This window comes from Virgibacillus phasianinus, assembly GCF_002216775.1.
In the GTDB taxonomy this organism is placed as follows: domain Bacteria; phylum Bacillota; class Bacilli; order Bacillales; family Amphibacillaceae; genus Virgibacillus_F; species Virgibacillus_F phasianinus.
In genome coordinates, this window is the sequence record NZ_CP022315.1 from 1,297,459 (window position 1) to 1,320,505 (window position 23,047).

At 39.5% G+C, this 23,047-nt stretch carries 23 protein-coding genes and 1 riboswitch; of the genes, 12 read left to right on the plus strand and 11 right to left on the minus strand.

Annotated elements, in window-relative coordinates; translation table 11 throughout:
- Positions 1 to 12: 12 nt before the first annotated feature.
- Positions 13 to 119, minus strand: a riboswitch (TPP riboswitch).
- Positions 120 to 307: 188 nt separating this feature from the next.
- The 4 genes from CFK37_RS06705 (at position 308) to yhbH (ending at position 5,268) form a co-directional block, all read left to right on the plus strand.
- Entirely contained in the window at positions 308 to 1,474 is a 1,167-nt protein-coding gene (locus CFK37_RS06705; RefSeq protein WP_089061132.1) for a TraB/GumN family protein, read from the plus strand.
- A gap of 15 nt (positions 1,475 to 1,489) precedes the next feature.
- Positions 1,490 to 1,783 (plus strand): hypothetical protein, encoded by a 294-nt coding sequence (locus CFK37_RS06710; RefSeq protein ID WP_089061133.1) that lies wholly within the window; start codon positions 1,490 to 1,492, stop codon positions 1,781 to 1,783.
- Between the two features lie 138 nt (positions 1,784 to 1,921).
- The gene (locus tag CFK37_RS06715; RefSeq protein WP_089061134.1) at positions 1,922 to 3,817 is read left to right on the plus strand and encodes a PrkA family serine protein kinase; all 1,896 of its coding nucleotides are present in this window, start codon (positions 1,922 to 1,924) and stop codon (positions 3,815 to 3,817) included.
- Positions 3,818 to 4,098: 281 nt separating this feature from the next.
- A complete protein-coding gene (gene yhbH, locus CFK37_RS06720) occupies positions 4,099 to 5,268 on the plus strand; it encodes a sporulation protein YhbH (RefSeq protein WP_089061135.1) in 1,170 nt (389 codons plus the stop codon).
- Positions 5,269 to 5,311: 43 nt separating this feature from the next.
- On the opposite strand, the gene ymzB is transcribed toward yhbH, so the two are convergent.
- A complete protein-coding gene (gene ymzB / locus CFK37_RS06725) occupies positions 5,312 to 5,659 on the minus strand; it encodes a protein YmzB (RefSeq protein WP_245837322.1) in 348 nt (115 codons plus the stop codon).
- Between the two features lie 220 nt (positions 5,660 to 5,879).
- Between ymzB and CFK37_RS06730 the strand changes: the two genes are divergently transcribed.
- Entirely contained in the window at positions 5,880 to 6,302 is a 423-nt protein-coding gene (locus CFK37_RS06730) for a hypothetical protein (protein ID WP_089061136.1), read from the plus strand.
- A 143-nt stretch (positions 6,303 to 6,445) separates the two neighbouring features.
- Positions 6,446 to 7,849 carry a SpoVR family protein gene (locus tag CFK37_RS06735; protein ID WP_172840554.1) on the plus strand — a complete coding sequence of 468 codons (1,404 nt, stop codon included), beginning with the start codon at positions 6,446 to 6,448 and terminating at the stop codon, positions 7,847 to 7,849.
- A 118-nt stretch (positions 7,850 to 7,967) separates the two neighbouring features.
- Here the strand turns inward: CFK37_RS06735 and CFK37_RS06740 are convergent, their stop codons facing one another.
- Together CFK37_RS06740 and CFK37_RS06745 are read right to left on the minus strand one after the other, a co-directional pair.
- Positions 7,968 to 8,534, minus strand: a complete 567-nt coding sequence (locus tag CFK37_RS06740) for an NADPH-dependent FMN reductase (RefSeq protein ID WP_089061138.1) — start codon at positions 8,532 to 8,534, stop codon at positions 7,968 to 7,970.
- 39 nt (positions 8,535 to 8,573) lie between these two features.
- Positions 8,574 to 9,437, minus strand: coding sequence for a pirin family protein (locus CFK37_RS06745; protein WP_089063553.1), 864 nt, complete (start codon positions 9,435 to 9,437; stop codon positions 8,574 to 8,576).
- Positions 9,438 to 9,582: 145 nt separating this feature from the next.
- On the opposite strand from CFK37_RS06745, the gene CFK37_RS06750 reads away from it, so the two are divergent.
- Entirely contained in the window at positions 9,583 to 9,960 is a 378-nt protein-coding gene (locus CFK37_RS06750) for a winged helix-turn-helix transcriptional regulator (protein ID WP_089061139.1), read from the plus strand.
- A gap of 131 nt (positions 9,961 to 10,091) precedes the next feature.
- Here the strand turns inward: CFK37_RS06750 and CFK37_RS20160 are convergent, their stop codons facing one another.
- Positions 10,092 to 10,247, minus strand: a complete 156-nt coding sequence (locus CFK37_RS20160; RefSeq protein ID WP_172840463.1) for a hypothetical protein — start codon at positions 10,245 to 10,247, stop codon at positions 10,092 to 10,094.
- Between the two features lie 173 nt (positions 10,248 to 10,420).
- Between CFK37_RS20160 and CFK37_RS06755 the strand changes: the two genes are divergently transcribed.
- On the plus strand, positions 10,421 to 10,768 hold the full coding sequence (locus CFK37_RS06755) for a YrdB family protein (RefSeq protein WP_089061140.1): 348 nt from the start codon (positions 10,421 to 10,423) through the stop codon (positions 10,766 to 10,768).
- 126 nt (positions 10,769 to 10,894) lie between these two features.
- The gene (locus CFK37_RS06760) at positions 10,895 to 11,485 is read left to right on the plus strand and encodes a YpjP family protein (RefSeq protein ID WP_089061141.1); all 591 of its coding nucleotides are present in this window, start codon (positions 10,895 to 10,897) and stop codon (positions 11,483 to 11,485) included.
- A gap of 132 nt (positions 11,486 to 11,617) precedes the next feature.
- Here CFK37_RS06760 and CFK37_RS06765 read toward each other — a convergent pair whose 3' ends face one another.
- From CFK37_RS06765 to CFK37_RS06785, 5 genes are all read right to left on the minus strand, one after another.
- A complete protein-coding gene (locus tag CFK37_RS06765) occupies positions 11,618 to 12,367 on the minus strand; it encodes a GDSL-type esterase/lipase family protein (protein WP_245837323.1) in 750 nt (249 codons plus the stop codon).
- Between the two features lie 289 nt (positions 12,368 to 12,656).
- Positions 12,657 to 14,012, minus strand: a complete 1,356-nt coding sequence (locus CFK37_RS06770; RefSeq protein ID WP_089061142.1) for an FAD-binding oxidoreductase — start codon at positions 14,010 to 14,012, stop codon at positions 12,657 to 12,659.
- Positions 14,013 to 14,037: 25 nt separating this feature from the next.
- On the minus strand, positions 14,038 to 15,411 hold the full coding sequence (locus CFK37_RS06775) for a YjiH family protein (RefSeq protein WP_089061143.1): 1,374 nt from the start codon (positions 15,409 to 15,411) through the stop codon (positions 14,038 to 14,040).
- Between the two features lie 81 nt (positions 15,412 to 15,492).
- Positions 15,493 to 16,797 (minus strand): aspartate aminotransferase family protein, encoded by a 1,305-nt coding sequence (locus CFK37_RS06780; protein WP_089061144.1) that lies wholly within the window; start codon positions 16,795 to 16,797, stop codon positions 15,493 to 15,495.
- Positions 16,798 to 16,815: 18 nt separating this feature from the next.
- The gene (locus CFK37_RS06785; protein WP_089061145.1) at positions 16,816 to 18,147 is read right to left on the minus strand and encodes a sigma 54-interacting transcriptional regulator; all 1,332 of its coding nucleotides are present in this window, start codon (positions 18,145 to 18,147) and stop codon (positions 16,816 to 16,818) included.
- 169 nt (positions 18,148 to 18,316) lie between these two features.
- On the opposite strand from CFK37_RS06785, the gene CFK37_RS06790 reads away from it, so the two are divergent.
- Positions 18,317 to 18,892 (plus strand): GNAT family N-acetyltransferase, encoded by a 576-nt coding sequence (locus tag CFK37_RS06790; protein WP_089061146.1) that lies wholly within the window; start codon positions 18,317 to 18,319, stop codon positions 18,890 to 18,892.
- A gap of 93 nt (positions 18,893 to 18,985) precedes the next feature.
- Entirely contained in the window at positions 18,986 to 19,747 is a 762-nt protein-coding gene (locus CFK37_RS06795; protein WP_089061147.1) for a hypothetical protein, read from the plus strand.
- 42 nt (positions 19,748 to 19,789) lie between these two features.
- Here CFK37_RS06795 and CFK37_RS06800 read toward each other — a convergent pair whose 3' ends face one another.
- Complete coding sequence (locus tag CFK37_RS06800) at positions 19,790 to 20,680, minus strand: TetR/AcrR family transcriptional regulator (RefSeq protein ID WP_089061148.1); 891 nt, start codon at positions 20,678 to 20,680, stop codon at positions 19,790 to 19,792.
- Between the two features lie 163 nt (positions 20,681 to 20,843).
- Here CFK37_RS06800 and CFK37_RS06805 point away from each other — a divergent pair, with 163 nt between their 5' ends.
- Positions 20,844 to 22,379, plus strand: coding sequence for a DHA2 family efflux MFS transporter permease subunit (locus CFK37_RS06805; protein ID WP_089061149.1), 1,536 nt, complete (start codon positions 20,844 to 20,846; stop codon positions 22,377 to 22,379).
- 181 nt (positions 22,380 to 22,560) lie between these two features.
- Here the strand turns inward: CFK37_RS06805 and CFK37_RS06810 are convergent, their stop codons facing one another.
- Positions 22,561 to 23,037 carry a thioesterase family protein gene (locus tag CFK37_RS06810; RefSeq protein WP_089061150.1) on the minus strand — a complete coding sequence of 159 codons (477 nt, stop codon included), beginning with the start codon at positions 23,035 to 23,037 and terminating at the stop codon, positions 22,561 to 22,563.
- Positions 23,038 to 23,047 lie beyond the last annotated feature (10 nt).

Consider the following 23,047-nt stretch of genomic DNA (forward strand, 5'->3'; position numbering starts at 1 on the left):
AGTAATAAAATACAAGCTTCGACCACACTTCCCCACGCTAGTATTATCTAGTTCGGGTTCAAAGGGTCAGAACGAAACAGTTCTTCTCAGCCGATTTCACAGCTCCCCTAGTGAAAGGTTCATATGCAGTTTTTCTAGGTCTATCTTAACCTAGTATGTTTGAAATTGTAAAGGGTGGATACAGCTTAATAATACAAACTAGTTAATTCACAAAGGAAAATTGATCGAATAAATCACAAATCAGATGAAATCAATTCTAATCTAGTTTATTATTTTAAATAGGATCTTGAAAGAAAGTTGGTAGTTTATGTCCGAAGAAAATATCACCAGAATTTCAATAGATGGTAAGGAATATATATTGATTGGCACTGCGCATGTATCAAAACACAGTGCGGAGCAGGTTAAAGAAGTAATAGATGCTGAAAATCCGGATTCCGTTTGTATAGAACTCGATGAACAACGATACCAATCGATTATGGAGGGGAACAAATGGAAGGAGATGGATATCTTTAAGGTAATAAAAGAAAAAAAGGCTACATTGCTTTTAATGAATCTTGCTATTTCCTCTTTTCAAAAACGCATGGCAAAGCAATTAGGTATTAATGCCGGTCAGGAAATGATTCAGGGAATAGAGTCAGCGAAGGAAATCGATGCTGACCTCGTACTCGCTGACCGGAATATCCAGACAACCTTCTCGCGTATCTGGCATGGAATAGGACTAAAGGGAAAAGGTATGCTCCTCATGTCTGTTATCGCGGGTATTTTTAATAAAGAAAGCATTACAGAAGAAGAGCTGGAGAAAATGAAATCACAGGATATGCTTAATTCAATGCTGCATGAATTTACCGAGCATTTTCCCAAGCTAAAAACGCCCTTAATTGATGAACGGGACCAATATTTATCGCAGAAAATTAAAGATGCCCCAGGGGATAAGGTTGTAGCAGTCTTGGGAGCTGCGCATGTTCCGGGTATTAAAGAAGAAATTAAAAAAGAGCATGATTTGGAACGGCTATCAGAAGTTCCTCCCAAATCAAAGATTCCTAAAATTATTGCCTGGTCCATTCCAGTCCTATTTATTGCGATTATTGCTTATACCTTCTATTCCAATCCGGAAGCTGCACTCCAACAGACAATTAGCTGGGTGCTGTGGAATGGGGCGTTATCCGCAATAGGGGTTGCTATTGCTTTTGGGCATCCACTCGCCATTATTACGGCTTTTATCGCGGCACCAATAACATCGCTTGATCCAATCACCGCGGCGGGTTGGTTCGCTGGATTTGTCCAAGCCTATTTCGTTCGCCCGAAAGTAGGCGACTTTGAAAGCCTATCGGAAGATGTCTTTAGTGTAAAAGGTTTCTGGAATAATAAGGTTACCCGCGTTTTGCTTGTGGTTGTTATGGCAAATTTAGGGAGTTCACTCGGAACTTTCATCGGCGGGGCAGATGTAGTTCGTTTGTTCATACAGAATTTATAAAGCAGGAGGATTTACATGTATTTGATAGCGGAACAGCCGTATACGAAGGTGCAACGGGAAGTTAACAGTGTTGAACAGGTAAAAATTGAACATGAACGGGTTCTATACTTATATAATGAAAAGCTTGTCACGCAGCATCGTGAATTTCCTATTCAGGAGGTTCTTGATGTATCCTATCGGACATTTGGCAAGGAAGGAGGTCTCCTGTATCTACACACAAGCGGAGGCCTTTTTACTTATACCGTAACTGCCTCGCCACAGAAATTTATCGATGCTTTTAAAGAGCATAAAAAGAAGATAAGCCCATAGTCGGTACGAAAAATTACCTGTGAGTATGACTCCTAAATAAATTTTCTTCTCCTTTATCCAAAATTATCAACTTGTCGGTATCATGACGTGTACCTATGCATACGATATATAAACCCTGACATAGATGGAGGGAGTCATTTGGATATATTAAATAAGGTGAAGAGCTACAGGGACGAAGAAAGACGGTTAATGTGGGAAGGAACATTTGCGGAGTATTTAGAGATTGTGAAGGAGAGGCCTGAGGTTGCCCAAACTGCCCATTCACGCGTTTATAATATGATCAAAAGTTCTGGTTTGACGGAGAGAGACGGCAATAAAATGTACCAGTTCTTTGGCGAGGAAATTTTTGGACTGGAGGAAGCAATTGAACGATTGGTTGAAGAATACTTTCATCCAGCAGCAAAGCGACTTGACGTCAGGAAACGGATTCTCTTATTAATGGGACCCGTCAGTGGTGGTAAGTCGACAATTGTGACCATGATTAAGCGTGGTTTGGAGCAGTATTCCAGAACTGATGAGGGTGCAGTTTATGCGATCAAGGGATGTCCAATGCATGAGGATCCATTGCACTTTATTCCTAACCATTTGCGGGATGACTTCTATGATGAATATGGTATTCGCATTGAGGGAAGCTTATCACCACTCAATCAGCTGCGGCTTGACCAGGAGTACGATGGAAATATGGAAAATGTAATGGTGGAAAGAATCTTTTTCTCAGAGGATCGCCGTGTAGGGATTGGTACATTTAGTCCGTCTGATCCGAAGTCACAGGATATTGCTGATTTAACGGGCAGTATTGACTTCTCAACAATTGCCGAATATGGTTCAGAGTCTGATCCCCGGGCATATCGCTTTGATGGTGAATTGAACAAGGCCAATCGGGGAATGATGGAATTTCAGGAGATTTTAAAATGTGATGAGAAGTTTCTATGGCATTTGCTGTCGCTGACCCAAGAAGGAAATTTTAAAGCGGGAAGATTTGCCTTGATATCCGCTGATGAACTTATTATTGCTCATACAAACGAAGCGGAGTACCGTTCCTTTATTTCAAACAAGAAGAATGAGGCGCTCCATTCACGAATTATTGTTATGCCAATTCCGTATAACCTGCGCGTGAGCCAGGAAGAACGAATCTATGAAAAAATGATCAATGAAAGCGATATGAAGCATGTGCATATTGCACCACACGCACTGCGGGTTGCAGCTATATTCTCCATTCTTACGAGGTTGAATGCTTCTAAAAAGCAAGGGGTTGACCTGGTAAAGAAAATGCGGCTTTATGATGGGGAGATTGTAGAAGGATATAACCAGGTTGATGTTGATGAACTAAGAAAAGAATTTCCAGAAGAGGGGATGAATGGGATTGACCCTCGGTATGTAATCAACCGAATTTCATCAACGATCATTCGTAAGGAGGTTCCTTCAATCAATGCGCTGGATGTTTTGCGTTCGTTGAAAGATGGGCTTGATCAGCATGCCTCCATTTCCCAAGAGGACCGGGAAGATTTCATGAATTATATTGCTGTAGCACGAAAAGAATATGACGAAATTGCCAAGAAGGAAGTACAGAAGGCATTCGTGTATTCGTATGAAGAGTCTGCGAAAACGTTGATGAACAACTACCTTGATAATGTGGAAGCATATTGCAATAAAAATAGATTACGAGATCCATTAACTGGCGAAGAAATGAATCCAGATGAAAAGCTGATGCGCTCAATAGAAGAGCAAATTGGCATATCGGAAAATGCCAAAAAGGCTTTTCGAGAGGAAATTCTCATCCGTATTTCCGCCTATGCCAGAAAGGGTAAACGCTTTGATTACACTTCTCATGAGCGTTTGCGCGAAGCCATCCAAAAGAAACTATTTGCAGATTTAAAAGATGTAGTCAAAATTACTACCTCATCACAAACACCGGATGAATCGCAGCTTAAGAAGGTTAACGAAGTGATTGCACGATTAATTGATGAGTATGGTTATAATTCTATTTCAGCAAACGAATTACTGCGGTATGTTGGAAGCTTGCTTAATAGATAAATCAAGGAAAAATAACAAGACTGATCTGTTGTAGTCTTGTTATTTTTTTATAAAGATAAGAAAATAACAATGAAAAAATGTCTAGCTCCGGCGCCCAGCGACTAGCAAATAGTTAGTCCTGATGAATGTGCGGAAAGTTTACCGTACTTTCACAGTCCTATCTATTTGTACGTCACTAAACGGGGCGCCTGCGCTTTTCTAATCAAAAATGGGGGTATATTGACAACAACTTGTTTGCGTCTGCATAAGCTAAAAAAAGCATAGATAGGAGAGAGGATACGATGGAAGAAGAAAGTAAAAGTAGTTTTGTCGTCTCCAAGGAAAACTGGTCCCTCCATCGCAAAGGCTTACAGGATCAAAAAAGGCATATGGATAAAGTGAAAGACGCTATTAAAAATAACCTACCAGATCTCGTAAGTGAAGAAAGGATTATCATGTCAAATGGCCGTGATGTTATTAAAATCCCAATCCGGTCGTTAGATGAATATAAAATCCGGTACAACTATGATAAATCAAAACATGTTGGCCAGGGTGATGGAGATAGTCAGGTTGGTGATGTCGTTGCTCGTGAACCGGGCGACGGCCAAGGAAAGAGCGGTGCTGGAAAAGGAAAACAGGCTGGAGATCAACCTGGTTCAGATTATTATGAAGCAGAAGTATCACTGGCAGAATTAGAGGAAGCCTTGTTTAATGAATTGGAGCTCCCAAATCTGCAGCAAAAGGAACAGGCTGAAATTAAGAATGAAAAAATTGAATTTAACGATGTCCGTAAAAAAGGGTTAATGGGCAACGTGGATAAAAAGCGAACGATTCTGACTGCATTAAAGCGGAATGCCCGTGAAGGAGTTCCGGGAATCACGCCGATTTATAACGATGACCTCCGATTTAAGACGTGGAATGATGTGACAAAGCCGGAATCGAAAGCAGTTGTGCTTGCGATGATGGATACAAGTGGATCAATGGGTACTTTTGAAAAGTATATCGCCAGAAGCTTCTTTTTCTGGATGACAAGATTTTTGCGAACGAAATATGAAACAGTTGAAATCGAATTTATTGCCCATCATACAGAAGCTAAAGTTGTGACAGAGGAAGCGTTTTTCTCAAAAGGAGAAAGTGGTGGAACAATCTGTTCATCAGCTTATTTAAAGGCACTGGATCTTATTGATGAAAAATACCAGCCGTCACGGTTTAATATTTATCCGTTTCATCTATCAGATGGTGATAACATTGCCTCCGATAACGCAAGATGCAGGAAACTTGTAGAAGAGATGATGGACGTTTCAAATATGTTTGGGTATGGGGAAATCAATGAAAGAAGCCGGAATACAACATTAATGAATGCATTTAGAGCGATTGATAATCCGAAATTCCGCCAATTTATCTTAAAGGATAAACGTGATGTATATCATGCAATGAAAAGTTTTTTCAGAAAAGAAGAGGCCCTCGTTTAATAACATATCCCAAGTGGGCGGCCCCTGCTTGGGATATTATATATTATTCACAAAGTTCAATTGAATAATGGCCGCGGTCATTTTTTAAATTGAAACGTGACCCATCAAATTGATAATTCGTGCTATCCTCAAGTGGTATTTCATATGTTGGTGAGGGAAGCGGCTCATGTTCATGGTCATCATTCTCTATTACTCCTGTGCCATTTAATTGCAATATGTGTTTTGCTACATAATCATCGATTGTTGCATCCTGTTCCGCGTAGGAGACATTGTCTAAATTCATCAACGTTTCATCATTGTCCTCAATTTCATGTTTGAAAATCTTTATCCTTTTTCCTGTCCACTTTTGCAGCATTTCATTGAAATCCTCAATGGATAATTCCTGATTCATGATAATCACCTCTTGTTTAGACTTTCCAAGCTTTATTAAATAATACAGACGGAAACAAAGTAATAATTGACTATTTTGCAAATTAATGTAGAATATGGATAACTCCACTGCAAACCCCACGGTATTTCTCTATAAAAGCACTTACACGCCTCCACCTTCTAAGTCTCAGATAATCTCATGCATCTATTATCCAATTAAATGGTAAAGGAGAGAACCCCCCTTGGCATCTACTTATTCTGCGATGCAATGCCCCAATTGTGGTCGATCCGCAATCGAAGACTATTACTACAAAATAGGTGAGCAATTCATTTGCTGCCATCGTTGCGATTATAATTACTCCAAAGTTATCGAACATGAAACAAGTCAGTATAAAGAGGACGCATTCGGTGGTTACGGTATATTTATGGTAGTCAAAAAGAAAGGCAGCCGAGAAATAATCGTGTTAGACGGCGAACTTACCAATAATCAGTTGGAAAAATTCACAAAGATTTTTTCGGAAAGTGAGGTAGACCAAAAGAGTAGCTATTTAGTTCATTTTAGTAATGGGCAATTCACTATTTTGCTCGGAACGTCTCCCAAAAACTATTTTCTATCGTTTGAGGATTCTCTGGAAAAAGAAATTGGCGAAACAATCTGTTTCTAAAAATCCAAATAGGATTATAAGACCTGCAGTATTGCTAGCAAAAAATACAGATGGACAGCCTTAATATCAAATACATCGTTCATTATTTCCCTCCTGATTCATAAACTATAAAAAGTACATTTGGAGGGATCATATTGACAGAAATGAAGGCGCTCCAACGCTCAATTGACGAAATTACGGAAATTGCATCCGGATTTGGACTTGATTTTTATCCAATGCGGTATGAAATTTGTCCTGCCGATATTATTTATACATTTGGTGCATATGGTATGCCGACAAGATTTACCCATTGGAGTTTTGGTAAACAGTTTCACAAAATGAAGCTGCAGTATGACCTTGGCCTGAGTCAAATTTATGAGCTAGTTATTAACTCAAATCCGTGCTACGCATTTTTACTTGATACAAACAGCTTAATTCAGAATAAACTTATTGTTGCCCATGTGCTCGCCCATTGTGACTTTTTTAAGAATAATGTTCGTTTCTCCAACACAAGGAGAGACATGGTCGAGAGTATGACTGCAACAGCAGAACGAATTGCTGATTATGAAATGACTTATGGAAAAGATGAGGTGGAGCAGTTCTTGGATGCCATTCTATCAATTCAGGAACATATTGACCCATCGATTGTAAGACCAAAGCTAAATGTTAATGATGTAGAAGCGGATGAAAAGAGAGAACAAACACGGCCAACAACTGCTTACGATGATTTATGGAGTCTTGATCAGGATAAGTCTGATAATAAACCAGTAATTGATAATAAAAAGAAAAAGTTCCCACTTAATCCGGAAAAGGATATATTATTATTTATTGAAGAGAACAGCCGGGAACTGGAGAACTGGCAGCGCGATATTCTAACCATGATGCGCGAGGAAATGCTGTATTTCTGGCCGCAGCTTGAAACGAAAATCATGAACGAGGGCTGGGCATCATACTGGCATCAACGGATTTTACGAGAAATGGATTTAACATCGGATGAAGCAGTGGAGTTTGCTTCATTGAATGCGAATGTTGTGCAGCCATCTAAACAGCAAATTAATCCCTATTATCTTGGAATCAAGATCTATGAAGATATTGAGGAGCGTTACAATCATCCAACGAAAGAAATGCTGGAATTGGGTATTGAACCAAACTCAGGCAGAGAGAAAATATTCGAAGTACGGGAAGTTGAATCAGATATTTCGTTCATCCGGAATTATTTAACGAAGGAACTTGTACAAAGGGAAGATATGTACCTATTTGAAAAACAGGGCCGTGATTACAAAATTACCGAGAAGGATTACGAGCAGGTAAGGGACCAGCTGATCCACATGCGGGTTAATGGAGGATTTCCATATATAAGTGTCGATAATGGAGATTATATGCGAAATGGCGAGCTTTATCTGATGCATGGCTATGAAGGAACAGAACTGAATCTGCCTTATTTGGAACATGTACTCCCGTATATCTATCAATTATGGGGCCGAACCGTCCACATGGAAACATATGTAGAGGAAAAGAAGGTTAAATATTCGTTCGATGGGAAGAGAGTGCAGCGTCATTATTTGTAGAGGAAACGCTTGGCTGGTTAGGTTAATCAGTCAAGTGTTTTTAAATTTTTAGAGTACGGTACAAAAAAACTGGATGATTAGCTATAATCACCCAGTCATGTTCACTTTTACCCAATTATTAAACTTCAACCAAAGCATTTGTTTTATCGTAGAATTCAATAAAGTTTTTCACAACCAAATCTAAAAATTCAATGGTGCCTTTATCAGTTAGTTCACCAGCCTCATTCATTTTCTCATGAATGGAACCAATATATACTTCGTTACCCGGCAACAGGGTAGGCGATAATGCAGGGTTTGATAAAATTTCTCTTAAGTGTAATTGAGCACGAACACTTCCCAATACCCCCATTGATGAGCCTACGATAAAAGCAGGTTTGTCTTTTAAAACGAAGTCGCCGCCACGTGAAAACCAGTCAATTGCATTTTTCATCGCACCAGGAATGGAGAAGTTATATTCAGGTGTTGCAAATAAAACAGCATCGGAATCTTTGACATCAGCTTTAAATTTCCTGACATTTTCCGGAGCATCATTTTCGATATCAATTGAAAAGTTTTCAAGGTCATTAATAAAGACAGGGGTAATGTCTAATTGATCTGCGTAACGGTTTTTCATATATTCTACTAGCTTTAAGTTGTAAGATGTAGAGCTTGTACTACCAATAACTGCTTTAATTCTAATTGTCATCATGTATTTCCCCTTTTATTGTATATGATTTATATAGTATTAAACGGCCGGTGGGCCAAATTTGCCTGCTTGAAAATCACGAAAGGCCTGTTGTATTTCTTCCATTGTGTTCATAACAAATGGACCGTGGGCTGCAACCTTCTCATTAATGGGCACACCAGAATATATCAGCACTTTTGAACGTTCATTTGCTTTAATAGGTAATTCACTTTCTAAAGAGCCGTTTTCATTAAAGGTGAGATGAGCTGCACCCGTTTTTTTTATTGCTGTTTTACTTTTACCAAATTCTAGCTCTCCAGACAGAACGTATAAAAACGCATTATGGTTTTCAGGAATGCGATGCGTATAAGTTCCCCCTTTACCAATACTAATTTCTGACATAGTGATTGGAACCATACTTTCAAGAGGACCTATTACATCTGCAATAGTACCTGCGTATACCTTTACTGCTCCACCTTCAAATGGAACTGTGGGAACATCTTCTAAACGGATATCCTGGTAGGATGTATCTGAATTCTTTAGTGACTTTGGCAGATTCAGCCACAATTGCAGCGTGTGAATTAAATCATCATCGACTGCTTCTTCCGCATGCCGAGCCGCCCAACCAGCATTCATATATTGAACGTCACCAGCATCTAAAATAGAATGTCCACCAGCATTATCAATGTGCTCCAATCTCCCATCAATCACATAGGTGATTGTTTGAAAACCACGATGAGGATGGTCGGAAAAAGTGCCACGCTTAAACCAATCATCAGCCATTAAAACAAAAGGATCCCACTCTTGCAGTCGTTCGGGATTTAATACAAATCCCTGCTGGACGTGGGGGTACCCGTTTTTGTTATAGCTCACATACCAATGGTCTTTTATATCTCTTTGGAACCTCGAAGCTTGTTTGGCCATCATATTTCCCAGCTTTCCATAAATACTTTCTATTCAAAAGTTGAATCTTTACAGATGTAATTATAATATGTACAATGATTTTTGTTAAGTAGGTACAATTATGTGCTATAGTATAAAAAAAGGTACCGTGAAGGAGTCGTATGTCATGAATCTTGATAAGAAGAAACAAAAAAAGCCTGATCAATGTAAAGTGGTAGTTGCACTGGACAGCATCGTGGGGAAATGGAAGCCACTTATAATTCAGCATTTACTAATTGATGGCACTCTTCGATTTAATGAACTAAGGCGACGAATTCCAGATATTACCCAAAGAATGCTTACCCTTCATTTAAGGGAGTTAGAGGAACAAGACCTTGTCGAACGTGTCGTATATCCACAGGTTCCGCCGAAAGTGGAATACTCTATGACTGAATACGGAAAAACCCTGGAACCGGTTATGGATGTTATGCACGAATGGGGAGCTGCCCATGTGGAACATATGAAAGAGATAGATGAACAAAACAAAAAGCTGTCCCAGAATTGAATTGTTAATTTCTGGGGCAGCCTGTTGTCTCCCGACTTGGCTTGATTCTCGCCCGGGTTGTTTTTATCAGACAGGTTTTCATCAACATCACCGCGCTGCCTCGTATTGCACGGATGCCCTGCCCCTTCTTTCTAACGGTTTCGCTTATTTCTTTTGTTGTCCAAGTTAAGAAATTCACTTTCTTTCATTTCTTTTGCAAATTCTGTATCAGCGGCTTGTTTATTATGCTTGTTCCTGTTGTTCTGTCTATTCTTATCTTTGTTGCGATTCTTATTTTCCTCTGACATTGTTTAATCCTCCTACTAGTTATTTATAAATTATTTTGTTCTAATTTCGTGATAAAATGTATCGAAAATTAAGGCCCAATTGTGTTACATGTGAATGTAGCTGAAATCCCTCTGCGGTTCTGGTATAATCCAAAGAATAATGAACTGCTAAAGAAGACAGGGGAAGATGACGAATGGGAATGAATGTACTCCAGGCAGCTAATCTTGGCCTACGGTTTTTAATCGAAATATGTGCCCTTGTTATTATTGGATATTGGGGCTTTCAAACAGGACAAAACTGGGCAGGTAAAGGACTACTCGGAATTATACTTCCTTTATTTGTTGCATTTGTCTGGGGGATGATGCTATCACCGAAGGCTAAGATTCATCTTCTGAAACCTTTTCACCTTCTGCTTGAAATTATTATTTTAGGAGCTCCAATACTATTGCTGCTTTCACTTGAAAATGTTGATGCAACAGTAATATACGGGTCCTTGAACATTGTAAATATGATTTTACTTTTCGCTTGGAAGGCAGAGTAATGCTTGTAGATAGGGCTTTTTATTTATTTCATAAATTTGACAATTTGGTTAAATGTTATTCCTTGTATAGACAATTAGTCTTTTAATGATAAAATTAGGATAAGTTTATTTTAGGGAGATATTCATATGAAACTATGGATTAGAAAAATATCAGTTATCCTAATTACATTTATGACACTTGGGGTCTATATTCCTCCTACATATTTGAATGTCAATGCTGAGGAGAGCAGTGAGACCGTTTCTTCAGAGGTTGATGTTATTACCCCTGTGGCCGAAATAAACAAGGAAGAAGATTCCTCAGAAGCTGAGGCTGATGACGGGGACATTATAAGTTTACTAACAGAACAGGCGAAACAACAAACACTTACGAAACTTGGACCAAAAATTTTCAATCAAGTGGAGGATGACTTTACAAATACGATTCTCCCTAATATGGAAACAGTTCTTAATCAAATCTTGGAAGAGGCAGGAGAAAAAACCTCGTATCTTGCAATAACGGAAATGCCCGCTAATGGGTACGGCGAAAAGATTTTTAATATATATGATTATCAAACCAAGAAAGATATTGCCAGATTTGACGTAAGACGTGATAAACGGCCGCTTGAAGGTTATTGGTTTAATTTCCATTATCATGTTAGCTCTGATGATTTTGAAGAACATCATAATATCGGAGACGTTTATTGGGATAAAAATATTCCACCAAAATGGATGGCATAATAAATAAAAATTGAACCATCAATTGCACAGCATTTGGTGGTTTATTTTTTATGGAAGTGCGATGATGAAATTTAATGGTAAGAAGTTTACTAAAAAAGGTGCCAGCATACGAAGCTGACACCTTTAATTTAGTTAATTTAGTCCCAATGCTTCCAAACCTATTTCGGCAAGTTTTATCTGACCTTCAATAGTGGGATGGATATCACCCTCACGTACATACACAGACTGTTTTTGGCCGAATGCGGAATAAGCATCTGCTAGAAACACATTGCCATAGAAAATATCTGTATATGTTATTAAATCAGCAAATGTTTTATTAATTGAGGGTAGTATCTGTGTGGCGATAACATGTAAGGGGTCATCTACTTGAAATGGATTATAGACGTTGTAGACAACCACGGGTGCATCAGTAAGAGTTCGTGTTTCCTTAATAATTTCACCAATGTTCATAAACAAATTACTCTTTTGTATTTCCATTTGGAGGGTTTGCATGAACAAGTATGGATTACCAGCACTCCCCGTTTGAGCAGCCTTTAATGCCTGTAGTAAGTCATTGTTTCCAATGGTTAAAACGATAAAATCGGCATGTCTAACAGCTTGACGGTACTTTTGATCAGTTTTCAGGGCGTTCAACATTTGTGTCGTTTTCCAGCCTGGTACACCTAGGTCACGAACCCGTAAGTCTGCATCATCACCAATCAGGAAAGGATAAGCGAGTTTCGATGGGGTGTCATTATTTTGACCAAGATTAAGACCGAATGGAATGGAGTCGCCAAGAGCAACAAGTGATTTTTTTGCCTGGTCACTTTTGGCAAAAGAAGTAGTGGACAACATCAGACCTAAAACTAGAAACAATGCAAACAACTGTATGGTTTTTTTCAATCGAAACACTCCCTCTTTTTTATCATCTCCTTCAAATTATACTTGATACTAGGTCGAAAGTCTGTCGAACTTTAGTATGGTTGAGAATTAATTTTATAATTGTTTTACTAGATCATTTAAAATGATAAAGGTTAAAATTTGCCTTTTTAAAAATGGCTAGATAGGATACCCGACTAATGAATTATTGTTTTAAAAGTGGATTATTAAAGTTATTTATTATGATTTAAGTATCCAGTTTGTATTGCTTTAAAAAGCAATACAAACCGTTCATTAGATCAATATCCCATAACTACGGGAATATCTTCCCTGGATTCAATAGCCCCTTCGGATCCAGCAATTGTTTTATCCCTTTCATAATCCCGACAGCTGCTCCGTGCTCAGTGTTTTGGAATTTCATCTTGCCAAGCCCAACGCCGTGCTCTCCCGTGCAAGTGCCTCCTACTTCAATTGCGCGTCTTGCGAGGGCCTCATTTGTATACTCAGCCTTTTCCTGTTCACCGGGATTACTCGGATCAAAAACCACGATTGTGTGGAAGTTGCCATCCCCAACATGTCCGAGGATCCCGCCTTCTAATCCGCTTTGTTCAATAAGTTCGCGTGCATAGACAACCAGTTCTGGAAGGTGAGAGATTGGTACGCAGACATCTGCACCAGTATCTTTCATCCCTTTTACATGGCTGTACGCATATGATAGCTCATGACGTGCTTTCCACAATTCTTTTTGATCTCTCGAGTCACTTGCTGCCTTCCAGTCTTGACAGCCTAGGTCGTACATTAAGTCTTTTGCAAGTTTTATTTCTTCTTCAACAGCAGAATTCAAGCCAGCAAATTCAAAAAACAGAGAGTGCTTCACAGGGTAATCGTATCCGCCATACATGTTTACTTGTGAAACACTTTGCGCATCAACTAATTCCATGCGCATTACTGGTATTCCACTTAATAAAACAGCCTGGGCCGCCTTGGCACAGTTTTCAGGAGAATCAAAGGTGCATCGCGCTGCCATTGTATATTCAGGGATTCCGTGAAGGCGCAATGTTACTTTTGTTATAATTCCGAGCGTACCTTCCGAACCGGCGAATAAACTTGTTAAATTATACCCGGAGGAAGATTTCTTGGCGTGTGATCCGGTGTGGATAACGGTGCCATCAGCTAAAACTACTTCTAAATCCAGTAGCTGGTCGCGCATGGAACCATAACGCACAGCTGTAGTACCACTTGCGTTTGTCGCAACCATACCTCCAATCGTAGCATCGGCGCCAGGATCAATTGGAAACATTAACCCATGACGATTTACAAGTTTATTTAATTGTAAACGGGTAAGTCCCGGCTGAACGGTAATTGTCAGATCATCCGGTGAGAAGTCTACTACATCGTTCATATTCTCAAAGTTAAGTGTGATGCCCCTATGAACGGGAATTGCTTGCCCTTCAAGTCCTGACCCTGCACCAAATGCTGTAACAGGAACATGATGCTCCCGTGCTATTTCTATTATTTTGATAATATCATTTTTACAATCGGGAAAGCAGACCACCTCTGGTTCAATAGCCTTGTGTGGCGATTCATCATGGCTATGCCGGTATAATTCAGTTTCGTTTTGACTGACCTTATTGCTGCCGATTGCCTCGATTAGTTGTTTAATATACATGCAATACCCCCGTTAGAAAACAGCCTTAGAAAATGAGATGTGCCATTAATGCGATAATTGGTAAGGAAATTAATGTGCGCTCAAGGAATACAAGGAACAAGCGTCCAACACCAACGGGAATTTTTGAAATAATGAGCAGTGTGCCCATTTCGGTCAGATAAATGATTTGCACAAGTGATAATGCAGCAATTACAAATCTGGTTATTTCAGCATCTATTCCGGTAGCCAAAACAGCGGGTATAAACATGTCAATAAACCCTACTATCGTCGCGGGTGCTGCTTCAGCTGCTTCCGGTATTTGCAGCAACTGTAACAATGGAATCATTGGTCTGGAAATGATGTCAAAGAATGGAGTAAACTCAGCAATGATAAGTGCGATTGTCCCAATTGCCATAACTTGTGGCATTAGAACAAAAATAATCCCAAGAAAGACATCACTGCCTTGCTTCATTTGATCTTTAAAAGATCCAGCTTTTTTTGCTCTGGAAATTGCTTGTTTAAGGCCCCATTTAAATTTTGAGACCCCTTCAGGAAGATTCTCATTATAAGTGTTTTCCTTCATATACGTGTCTGGTATTCTGGATAGTGGTGGTATTCTTGGAACGATAACAGCACTAACCACGCCAGCAATACAAATGGTCAAGTATAATAGGGGAAACAAATGGTCAATGTTTAGCATTCCGGCAATTACTAGACAAAATGGGAGGGACACGGATGAAAAACATGTAGCGATTGCTGCAGCTTCACGGCCTGAATAGAATCCGTCCTGATGCTGTTCCCGAGTAATTACTACACCAACATTTACATTGCCAACCCATGATGCTAATAAATCAATAGCCGAACGTCCGGGTAAGGTGAACAGTGGTCTGATTACACTTCTGAACAAGGTACCGAAAAACTCCATAGCGCCAAAGTTAATCAGATAAGGCATTAAAAATGATGCAACCAAGAACCAGACAATTAAAGTGGTGAGTAAGCCGAACATTACTTGCCCGGTAGCTTCTGAACTAATCACATTCAAACCAACATGATAAAAGGTCATGAATGCAAAGATGGTTCCGAGTACACGAGTAATTGTCCAGAACAAAGAGACATGAAACAATGAATTTAATAATTTCGAATTTAAAATTGCTTTCGGTTTAAATAAAGTTGTAACGACTGTGAGTACGCCCGAAATTAAAATGACGTATGTTACAATTACTGGGAGAACGCCGGTTAATAAATCTATAAGATATTCTGTAATAATTCCTAATGGGATGTTAAAAGTTCCATTATCATAAACTGGAAATAGAAAGATAAATACGCCAAACAGGGAAGGGATTAGAAATTTCATTAATCCCTTTGTATCAATTCCCTTGTTTAATTGACTCTCCCTTACTTGCTCCAAATTACTGCTCATTCATAAGCCCCCTTGTTTTAAAGAAAATATAAAAATTTGATTGGTGTAAAGTATAAAAAAGTCTAATGCTTTCTTATATCGTTATAACGATGAAAAAACTTCTTCGAGTACATCTAAACCGTGGTCAATTTGTTCCTTGGTAACGGTTAAAGGCGGGATCATTCTGATTACTTCCCCCGCATTTCCACAAAGGTAAAATAAAACTCCTTTTTCCAAACAGCCATTTAATACCTTCATTACAGTATCACCGTCCGGTTCTCCAGTTTCTGGGTCTTTGAGTGCGATTCCAATCATTAAACCTACACCGCGAACGTCATCAATTACTGGATATTTCTTCTTGATCTTTGCCAATCGCTCTAGTGCATATTCTCCAGTTAAATTAGCATTCTTAAGCAGTTCTTCTTCCTTCATCACGGATAGAGATGCACGGGCTGCAGCACAAGCCATGGGATTTCCTCCAAAAGTAGTGCCGTGTGCACCTAATGGCCATTGATCCATTAGTTCCTTAGAAGCTATTGTTGCACTAAGTGGCAGGCCTGCCGCTATCCCTTTAGCGACTGCCATAATATCGGGTTTAACATCGAATGTCTGGGCGGCGAACCAGTTACCTGTTCGTCCAAATCCTGTTTGAACTTCATCGAATATAAGCAATATATCATGGCGGTCGCATATCTCCCGAACCTTCGCAAGCCATGCCTTAGGAGGGATAATATATCCGCCCTCACCAAGTATTGGTTCTAAAATCATGCAGGAAATCTCTTCTGGATCAACTTGATGCTTAAATAAACTTTCGGCATCCTTCTCTAGCCTGTCCGGAAAAAACTCCTCAGGGTTCATGTCATTTGGGCAATCTTCCGGATGGGCGTAGGGGAGCTGGTATGTCAGCCATGATGGTTGTTGATGTTTACGGTACTTGCTCTTTGATGTTGAGACACTTAGCGCGCCGATCGAACGTCCATGAAAGCATCCTATAAAGGAAACGACATAGGGGCGTTTTTTCACATATTTGGCTAGTTTAATTGCCCCCTCAATCGCTTCTGTTCCGCTATTCGCAAAGAAGAAGTTATCCAATTTAGGCGGCAGAATAGATTGCAGTTCCTCAGCCAGTTTTAAAATGGATTCGTAGATAATCACACCTGATGGACCATGTACTAAATGATCTGCACTGTCCTTGATTGCCTGTACTACTTTTGGATGCCTGTGGCCAACGTTCTCAACCGCGATGCCCGAGGTGAAATCAAGGTATGTATTTCCGTCTGCACCGTAGTAATAACAACCTTCCGCTTTTACAACAGGCAGATTGGGGTGGTCTTTTGCCATGCTTGGTGCAAGAAAATTACCAATTGAATCAACTAAATCCTGCCATTTACGTTCTGTTTGTTCCATTTAAAAATCCCCCTGTAGCTATTTATTTGCATATTTTTTTAGTTTGCGCACTACCGATGGCTGACTTATCCCTAAAACTTTTGCCATTTCAATAGTAGTTTTATAGCGCTTTTGGGCACTCAGCAAAACCTTTTCCTCTACCTTATCCAGAATGGCAGGTAATGTTCGACCATCAATTACGAATGTGTCCAGACCGGAATCGTTTCTGCGGTATTCAACAGGTAAATCATCGTTGGTTATGATATCTGTTTCATTTTGGACGATTAACCGTTCCACCACATTCTTAATTTCCAAATGATTTCCACCCCATTCCATATGGAGCAATTCGTGAAATAAGCTATCAGAAAGTATTTTATTGACCTGATACGCTGCAGTGTATCGATCAACGTATTTCTCAATGATTTTGCTTAAGTCCTCTAATCGTTCCCGTAATGGTTTGATGTGGATGGGAACCACGTGTAAAAAGTAAAATAGGTCTTCTCTAAATCGTTTGTTTGCTGTTAAATCATCTAACCCGCGTTCCGTCGAGCTGACAATTCTAAAATTGCCATTTGTCTGCTGTAATGATTTTAGGAGAATGGTCTGGCTGGCCAATGAAAGTTCATCCACTCCTTGCAGATACAGGGTCCCGGACTGTGCCATTTGAAGAAACCCTATTTTTTCAGGTGTGCCTGTCTTTGCTCCTCCGACTAGTTCATTTTCAAAAATGGCGTCAGGAATGGTGGCGCAATTAACCTCAATAAATGGCCCGTTTTGCCTTAAGCTTTGCTTGTGAATCAGCTTGGCAATCGTGGATTTGCCAACGCCAATTTCTCCCTGTATCGTCACCGCCACATTAAGCGGGGCAATTTTGTTAACCGTTTTTAAGATTTGTTTCATCGACTTACTCTCGGAAATAATCCCCTTAACAGTTAAGCTTTCTTCCCGCAGTAAAGCTAGTTCGCCTTTGACAGCAGACATTTCGCCTTCTAGCTCGTTTAAGTATTCCTGCAGGGTAAATAACTCCGACACCTCGTAAGAATAACTGATCACGAATTCCACTTCATTAATCTCATTGAACAGCGGAATACCAGTAATAAGTACTTTTTTTCCATTTGTAGTGGTTTGGACAATGACCACTTTCTTTTTCTGTTTTAAAACTAATGGTGTGATGGCTGGTGAAAAAATGCCCTTTTCTTCTAATTCATATACCGATTGTCCCAATAAATCTTTTGCTGGCAGGTCGTAATTGCATCCGCTAATTTGAGTAACCTTAATAATTTTCCCATCTCGACTCGTTACAATAATATCTTCATCATACGAATCAATAATTTCCTCTTCCGCATTTGGAAGCAGGTATAAGTTTTGCACAAGAGTTCACATCCCTTTAGCACTTTCAATTCATATTCAAATAATTATTTATTTTTGTATAATGAGTATACATTATAGTATTTTGACATGCAAGATTAGTTTATATTTTCAGTTATTTATAATGCATGGTAGGATGAGTGTAAATTAAGATCCGACTGGAGGAACGCACATGTTAATTGGAAATGTTTTTACTGAAATTCCAATCCTGGAGACGGAGCACTATATATTAAAAGGATTGAAAATAAACGATACAGCGGAATTATTTGCTTTTATGCATGATAAAGAAACAATGAAGTATATTACACCACACCCTGTCTGTACAATCGATGAAATGAAAGACAAGGTACATGGGCAGCTGAAACGTTACGAATGGCGGAAAGAAATCCCCTGGGTAATCGTAAATAAAAGTAATGAGGAGCTTATTGGACAATTTAGTTTGCATAAGCTAAATATGTGGCATAAAAAGGCGGAAATGGGCGTCACAATTAAAAAAGAGTACCAAGCTAAAGGGGTGATGACTGAGATACTCGAGCAAATCCTTGCTTTCGGTTTTGAAACGCTTGGATTAAATCGGATTGTTGGCGATATTTTTGCGGGAAACATGGGCTCAGAAAAGCTTTTAAGGAACTATGGATTTATGAAAGAGGGAGTTCTAAGGCAAACGGATTTTGACGGGGAAAATTATCATGATACGGTTGTGTATTCAATGATGAAGGAGGAATATAAGGGATCCCTTAAAGCTTAAATACCATAAAATTTTGTATCATTTAATTGCTGGATTTGGGAAAAGCTATGTACTAGAAATTAGTATACTTACATCAGGAAGGAAGTTTACAACATGAAAAAAACTTTATTTATCGTGTTAACACTGGTGTTAACACTGGTAGTCTGCACACCCGCCGTATTTGCAACAGTTGACGAAGATCATGCGGACAAATATGGGCCGGACAGCGGCATGATTAAGTACAAGAATCGAGAAAATACCGGGATCTATAAACATAAGGCCTTAATCATGATGCAGGCGAAGGAGTTAGGAATTAAAACGGAAGGAAAGGACCTTCGTACAATTGCCGAGGAAGTGTCGGAAACAAAAGTAAAGAAGGTCGCAAACGAATTGGGTATTGATACGAAGGATAAAACCATTCAAGAGATTGCGAATGAAATACATCATGCAAAAGTAATGGAAAAAGCGAATGAACTTGGAATTAAAACCAAAGGGAAGGACCCTAAAGCACTAGCAAAAGAAGTTTATGAAACAATGTTAAAACAACAGGCAGATGAGCTAGGAATCCAGGCCGAGGGTAAGGAATTTAAGCAATTAAGGAAAGAAGTATTTGACAGAAAGATTAAAAATGAAGCAGATGCATTAGGTATTGAAACAAAAGGTAAAAACACACATGAATTAATGAAAGAGATCCATAAAAAGAAAACTTTTCAATCTGCCGAGAGATTAGGAATTGATACAAAAAACAAAAATACCAAACAACTTTTTGACGAAATAATTACCAACCATTATCAACGGGCAAAGGAACTTAAGCTCTTCCCATTTGATGATCGGAGGAATAAGATGCACCTTGGCTACCATGGAAGCAACTGGTGATAATAATACCCCCGGGCAACATGTCCGGGGGTATTATTATTTTCAACCTTCATCGATATGATTAATTAATGCCCAAATTAATTTAGAAACGGTTCTAACCTCATGTTCATATTCTGAGTGATTAAACCCGTGTTCCAGTGACATAAGTACGCTTTCCAATAAAAAGGCTCGTGGTTTATCTGCCTCTAGTTCCATTAGCAGAAACTGAATATAATTAGCCTTTTTGGTTTCTTTGTGGTCAATTTTTTCAGCAAGATCCTTCAGTTGGGCGAATGCCTTACTTTTTATTTCAGAAACATCCATTGCGTAAGAATCAGTAGCCTGATCAAGCCAATTTTCCGGAAAAAAGACTTCCTCACTTTGCATTTGTTCCTGAATAATAGCTTTTACCCTGGAAAGTGCATATTGAATAACCTTTTCCGTTTGGACTTTCTTTGATGAGCCAAGCTTCCAGACTTGTATGACGTGGTGAATGATACTGACAAGTATGACGGCATGGTCGAGTGTGTATCGTTTAGCGTCTGGCGGATATATGTCCGAAAGCCGCTTGGTAATCCACTTTAGTTCCCCGATGTGCTGTTCCTTCATGAAAGCCTTCAGCCCCATGTCATCTGAGAAAGAAACAGTTTCAAAAACGGCTAATAAATGGTGTTGGCGATTCATGTTCATGCGCACAGCTAATTGATCAATAAAAACATCCTCGTTGTTGTTTTCTTTTCCCTTAGCTAACTCTCTCCGTTTTTGATCGATCTCTTGTTTGACGAATTCCAAAATTGCCAGCAAGCATTCATTTTTGGAATCAAAATGATTATAGAAAGTCCCCTTTGCAATTTGGGCGTGATCAAGTATATCCTGAATCGACGTCAATGCGAATCCTTTTTCAATAAATAACTGGTGTGCAGCATCGATTATTTGTTTCTTTTTTGTATTCATATTTCCACCTTTTGTAACTGTAGTCTATTTTTATTATATGGACATAACCGCATTATATCAACCATTTAAAACTTATTTAATTTTTATGTTGCATTTTTTGTACTATCGGTATAGAATACTTGAGTGGTTAATAAATTTTAAATGCGAAAGTAGGTCTGATAACATGCCAAATACAAATGCTAATCTGAAAAAACCCCCTTATGGCATGATTGCAATATTATTTATTGGGGCGTTTGTTGCTATTTTAAATGAGACATTGTTAAATGTTGCCCTTCCAGCAATTATGGAAGAGTTTGATGTAAAGGCAACTGCTGTGCAATGGCTATCTACAGGATACATGCTTATTAACGGAATTTTGATACCCGCAAGTGCTTTTTTCATTCAGCGCTTTTCAGATAAAAAGTTATTTATTGTAGCGATGAGCCTGTTTAGTGCGGGAACATTGCTCGCGAGTATTGCTCCTGCTTTCGGTGTTTTACTCGCTGCCCGAATGATTCAGGCGTCAGGATCTGCCATCATGATGCCACTCTTAATGAATGTTATGCTAACAGCCTTTCCAGTGGAGAAAAGGGGTTCAGCAATGGGGTTGTTTGGACTTGTGATGATCACAGCACCAGCAATTGGACCTACACTTTCTGGATGGCTTATTGAACATTACAGCTGGAGAATGCTGTTTGATATTGTGCTGCCGATTGCTGTCTTAACGCTGGCAATTTCTATCTTTAAATTAAAGGATGTTACACCGCAACGGGCAATTAAACTGGATGTCATTTCCCTTATTCTATCAAGTATTGGATTTGGCGGATTGCTATATGGATTCAGTTCAGCCGGTGATAAAGGTTGGGATAGCCCGATTGTATATGGAACGATTGTCATTGGTGCGCTTGCTTTAATTTCCTTTGTTTTCCGCCAATTGCGGATGGAAGATCCAATGCTTGAGTTTCGAATTTATAAATATCCGATGTTTGCCTTGTCGTCTGTGATATCCATTGTTATCGCGGTTGCAATGTTTTCGGCAATGATCCTAATGCCAATTTATGTGCAGACACTGCGTGGAATTTCACCGATGGATTCCGGTTTATTGATGCTCCCGGGTGCGATTGTGATGGGGATTATGTCACCAATTACAGGTAAACTTTTTGATAAATACGGTGCTCGGACTCTTGCGGTAATCGGTCTAACCATTACTGTTATCACAAGCTTTTATTTCAGTAAGATCAGTATGGATACACCATATTCCAGCCTTGTATTATTGTACACATTTCGTATGTTAGGAATGTCCATGGTAATGATGCCAGTAATGACAAATGGTTTAAACCAGCTGCCGGCGAAAAACAACCCACATGGCACTGCATTGAACAATACACTACAACAGGTGTCCGGCGCAATCGGTTCCGCATTGTTAATTACGGTGATGAACAATCGAACGGAATCAAAAGCGAAAGATCTAGCCGCGGATGCTTTGGCAAATGTGGATGCAAATGCAGCTCAACCATCTGCGCAGGCAGCTGCTGAAATGAAACAACATATCATGGATCAAGCAATGCTGCATGGAATTAACTTTACCTTTTTCGTTTCAACATTGATTGCCTGTGTCGCATTAATCTTAGCGTTCTTCATTAAACGGGTGAAGCCGCCCCATGAGGAAAAAATACAAGAACAGCGAACAGTCGGAGCTGTTGAGGCAGTTACTGAATAATAGCAAAATGAGGATGCCCTTTGAGTAGGGCATCCTCATTTTTTTAAATATGTCTGGATCCAGGGCAAGTTCAACTCGGTAGAGAAATACTGCCTCCCGAGTTTTTTACCAGCCAGGTCAACATTATCGCTGCTTGTTTATGCGTCCGCTTCTAAACGTGACGTCTTCTTAGCTTTGTCGATTATTTCTTTCGTATGCCGATTTTCCGGCCTGCTTCATCAGGTATTGGTTGGTTTTCCTGGGTTGATGCCAGGTTAGACACTTTTGATGCTACTGGTGCGGGGAAGGGGGCGGGACGGCCTTCCTTCATATCCATTCCCATTAGCATTTGCTCGCTTGTTGCCAGGCGCTTACCCTCCTCATCTTCCATAACGAAGAAAACATGCAGTCGTTTGGTGTCACTGTCCAGCAATTGTACGGAAATGCCGAGGGACTCGCCCTCATTAGCCTCAGCTAAATAACATAGATGTGTCTCCAAGGTGAAGATGGAGTATTGTTGCTGCTCACGAAAGTTCTCATCAATGCCAATTTCATTCATTAGCTGGTCTACGGCGAGACTGAATACACGAGAATACTCAGCATCGTTCATATGTCCGTTATAATCAACCCATTCCGGGCGAACGCGCTCCTTCATAAAAACGCCATCATGTAGTGCCATCAGAATGCTC

Bases quoted from the DNA above. Each gene is read 5' to 3' on its own strand.
- CFK37_RS06805 (WP_089061149.1), top strand. From the start codon at position 20,844: ATGCCAAATACAAATGCTAATCTGAAAAAACCCCCTTATGGCATGATT.
- CFK37_RS06740 (WP_089061138.1), bottom strand. From the start codon at position 8,534: ATGACAATTAGAATTAAAGCAGTTATTGGTAGTACAAGCTCTACATCT.
- CFK37_RS06710 (WP_089061133.1), top strand. From the start codon at position 1,490: ATGTATTTGATAGCGGAACAGCCGTATACGAAGGTGCAACGGGAAGTT.
- CFK37_RS06755 (WP_089061140.1), top strand. From the start codon at position 10,421: ATGGGAATGAATGTACTCCAGGCAGCTAATCTTGGCCTACGGTTTTTA.
- CFK37_RS20160 (WP_172840463.1), bottom strand. From the start codon at position 10,247: ATGTCAGAGGAAAATAAGAATCGCAACAAAGATAAGAATAGACAGAAC.
- CFK37_RS06790 (WP_089061146.1), top strand. From the start codon at position 18,317: ATGTTAATTGGAAATGTTTTTACTGAAATTCCAATCCTGGAGACGGAG.
- ymzB (WP_245837322.1), bottom strand. From the start codon at position 5,659: ATGAATCAGGAATTATCCATTGAGGATTTCAATGAAATGCTGCAAAAG.
- CFK37_RS06770 (WP_089061142.1), bottom strand. From the start codon at position 14,012: ATGTATATTAAACAACTAATCGAGGCAATCGGCAGCAATAAGGTCAGT.
- CFK37_RS06775 (WP_089061143.1), bottom strand. From the start codon at position 15,411: ATGAGCAGTAATTTGGAGCAAGTAAGGGAGAGTCAATTAAACAAGGGA.
- CFK37_RS06795 (WP_089061147.1), top strand. From the start codon at position 18,986: ATGAAAAAAACTTTATTTATCGTGTTAACACTGGTGTTAACACTGGTA.
- CFK37_RS06735 (WP_172840554.1), top strand. From the start codon at position 6,446: ATGAAGGCGCTCCAACGCTCAATTGACGAAATTACGGAAATTGCATCC.
- CFK37_RS06750 (WP_089061139.1), top strand. From the start codon at position 9,583: ATGAATCTTGATAAGAAGAAACAAAAAAAGCCTGATCAATGTAAAGTG.
- CFK37_RS06745 (WP_089063553.1), bottom strand. From the start codon at position 9,437: ATGGCCAAACAAGCTTCGAGGTTCCAAAGAGATATAAAAGACCATTGG.
- CFK37_RS06800 (WP_089061148.1), bottom strand. From the start codon at position 20,680: ATGAATACAAAAAAGAAACAAATAATCGATGCTGCACACCAGTTATTT.
- CFK37_RS06810 (WP_089061150.1), bottom strand. From the start codon at position 23,037: ATGGCACTACATGATGGCGTTTTTATGAAGGAGCGCGTTCGCCCGGAA.
- CFK37_RS06780 (WP_089061144.1), bottom strand. From the start codon at position 16,797: ATGGAACAAACAGAACGTAAATGGCAGGATTTAGTTGATTCAATTGGT.
- yhbH (WP_089061135.1), top strand. From the start codon at position 4,099: ATGGAAGAAGAAAGTAAAAGTAGTTTTGTCGTCTCCAAGGAAAACTGG.
- CFK37_RS06705 (WP_089061132.1), top strand. From the start codon at position 308: ATGTCCGAAGAAAATATCACCAGAATTTCAATAGATGGTAAGGAATAT.
- CFK37_RS06760 (WP_089061141.1), top strand. From the start codon at position 10,895: ATGAAACTATGGATTAGAAAAATATCAGTTATCCTAATTACATTTATG.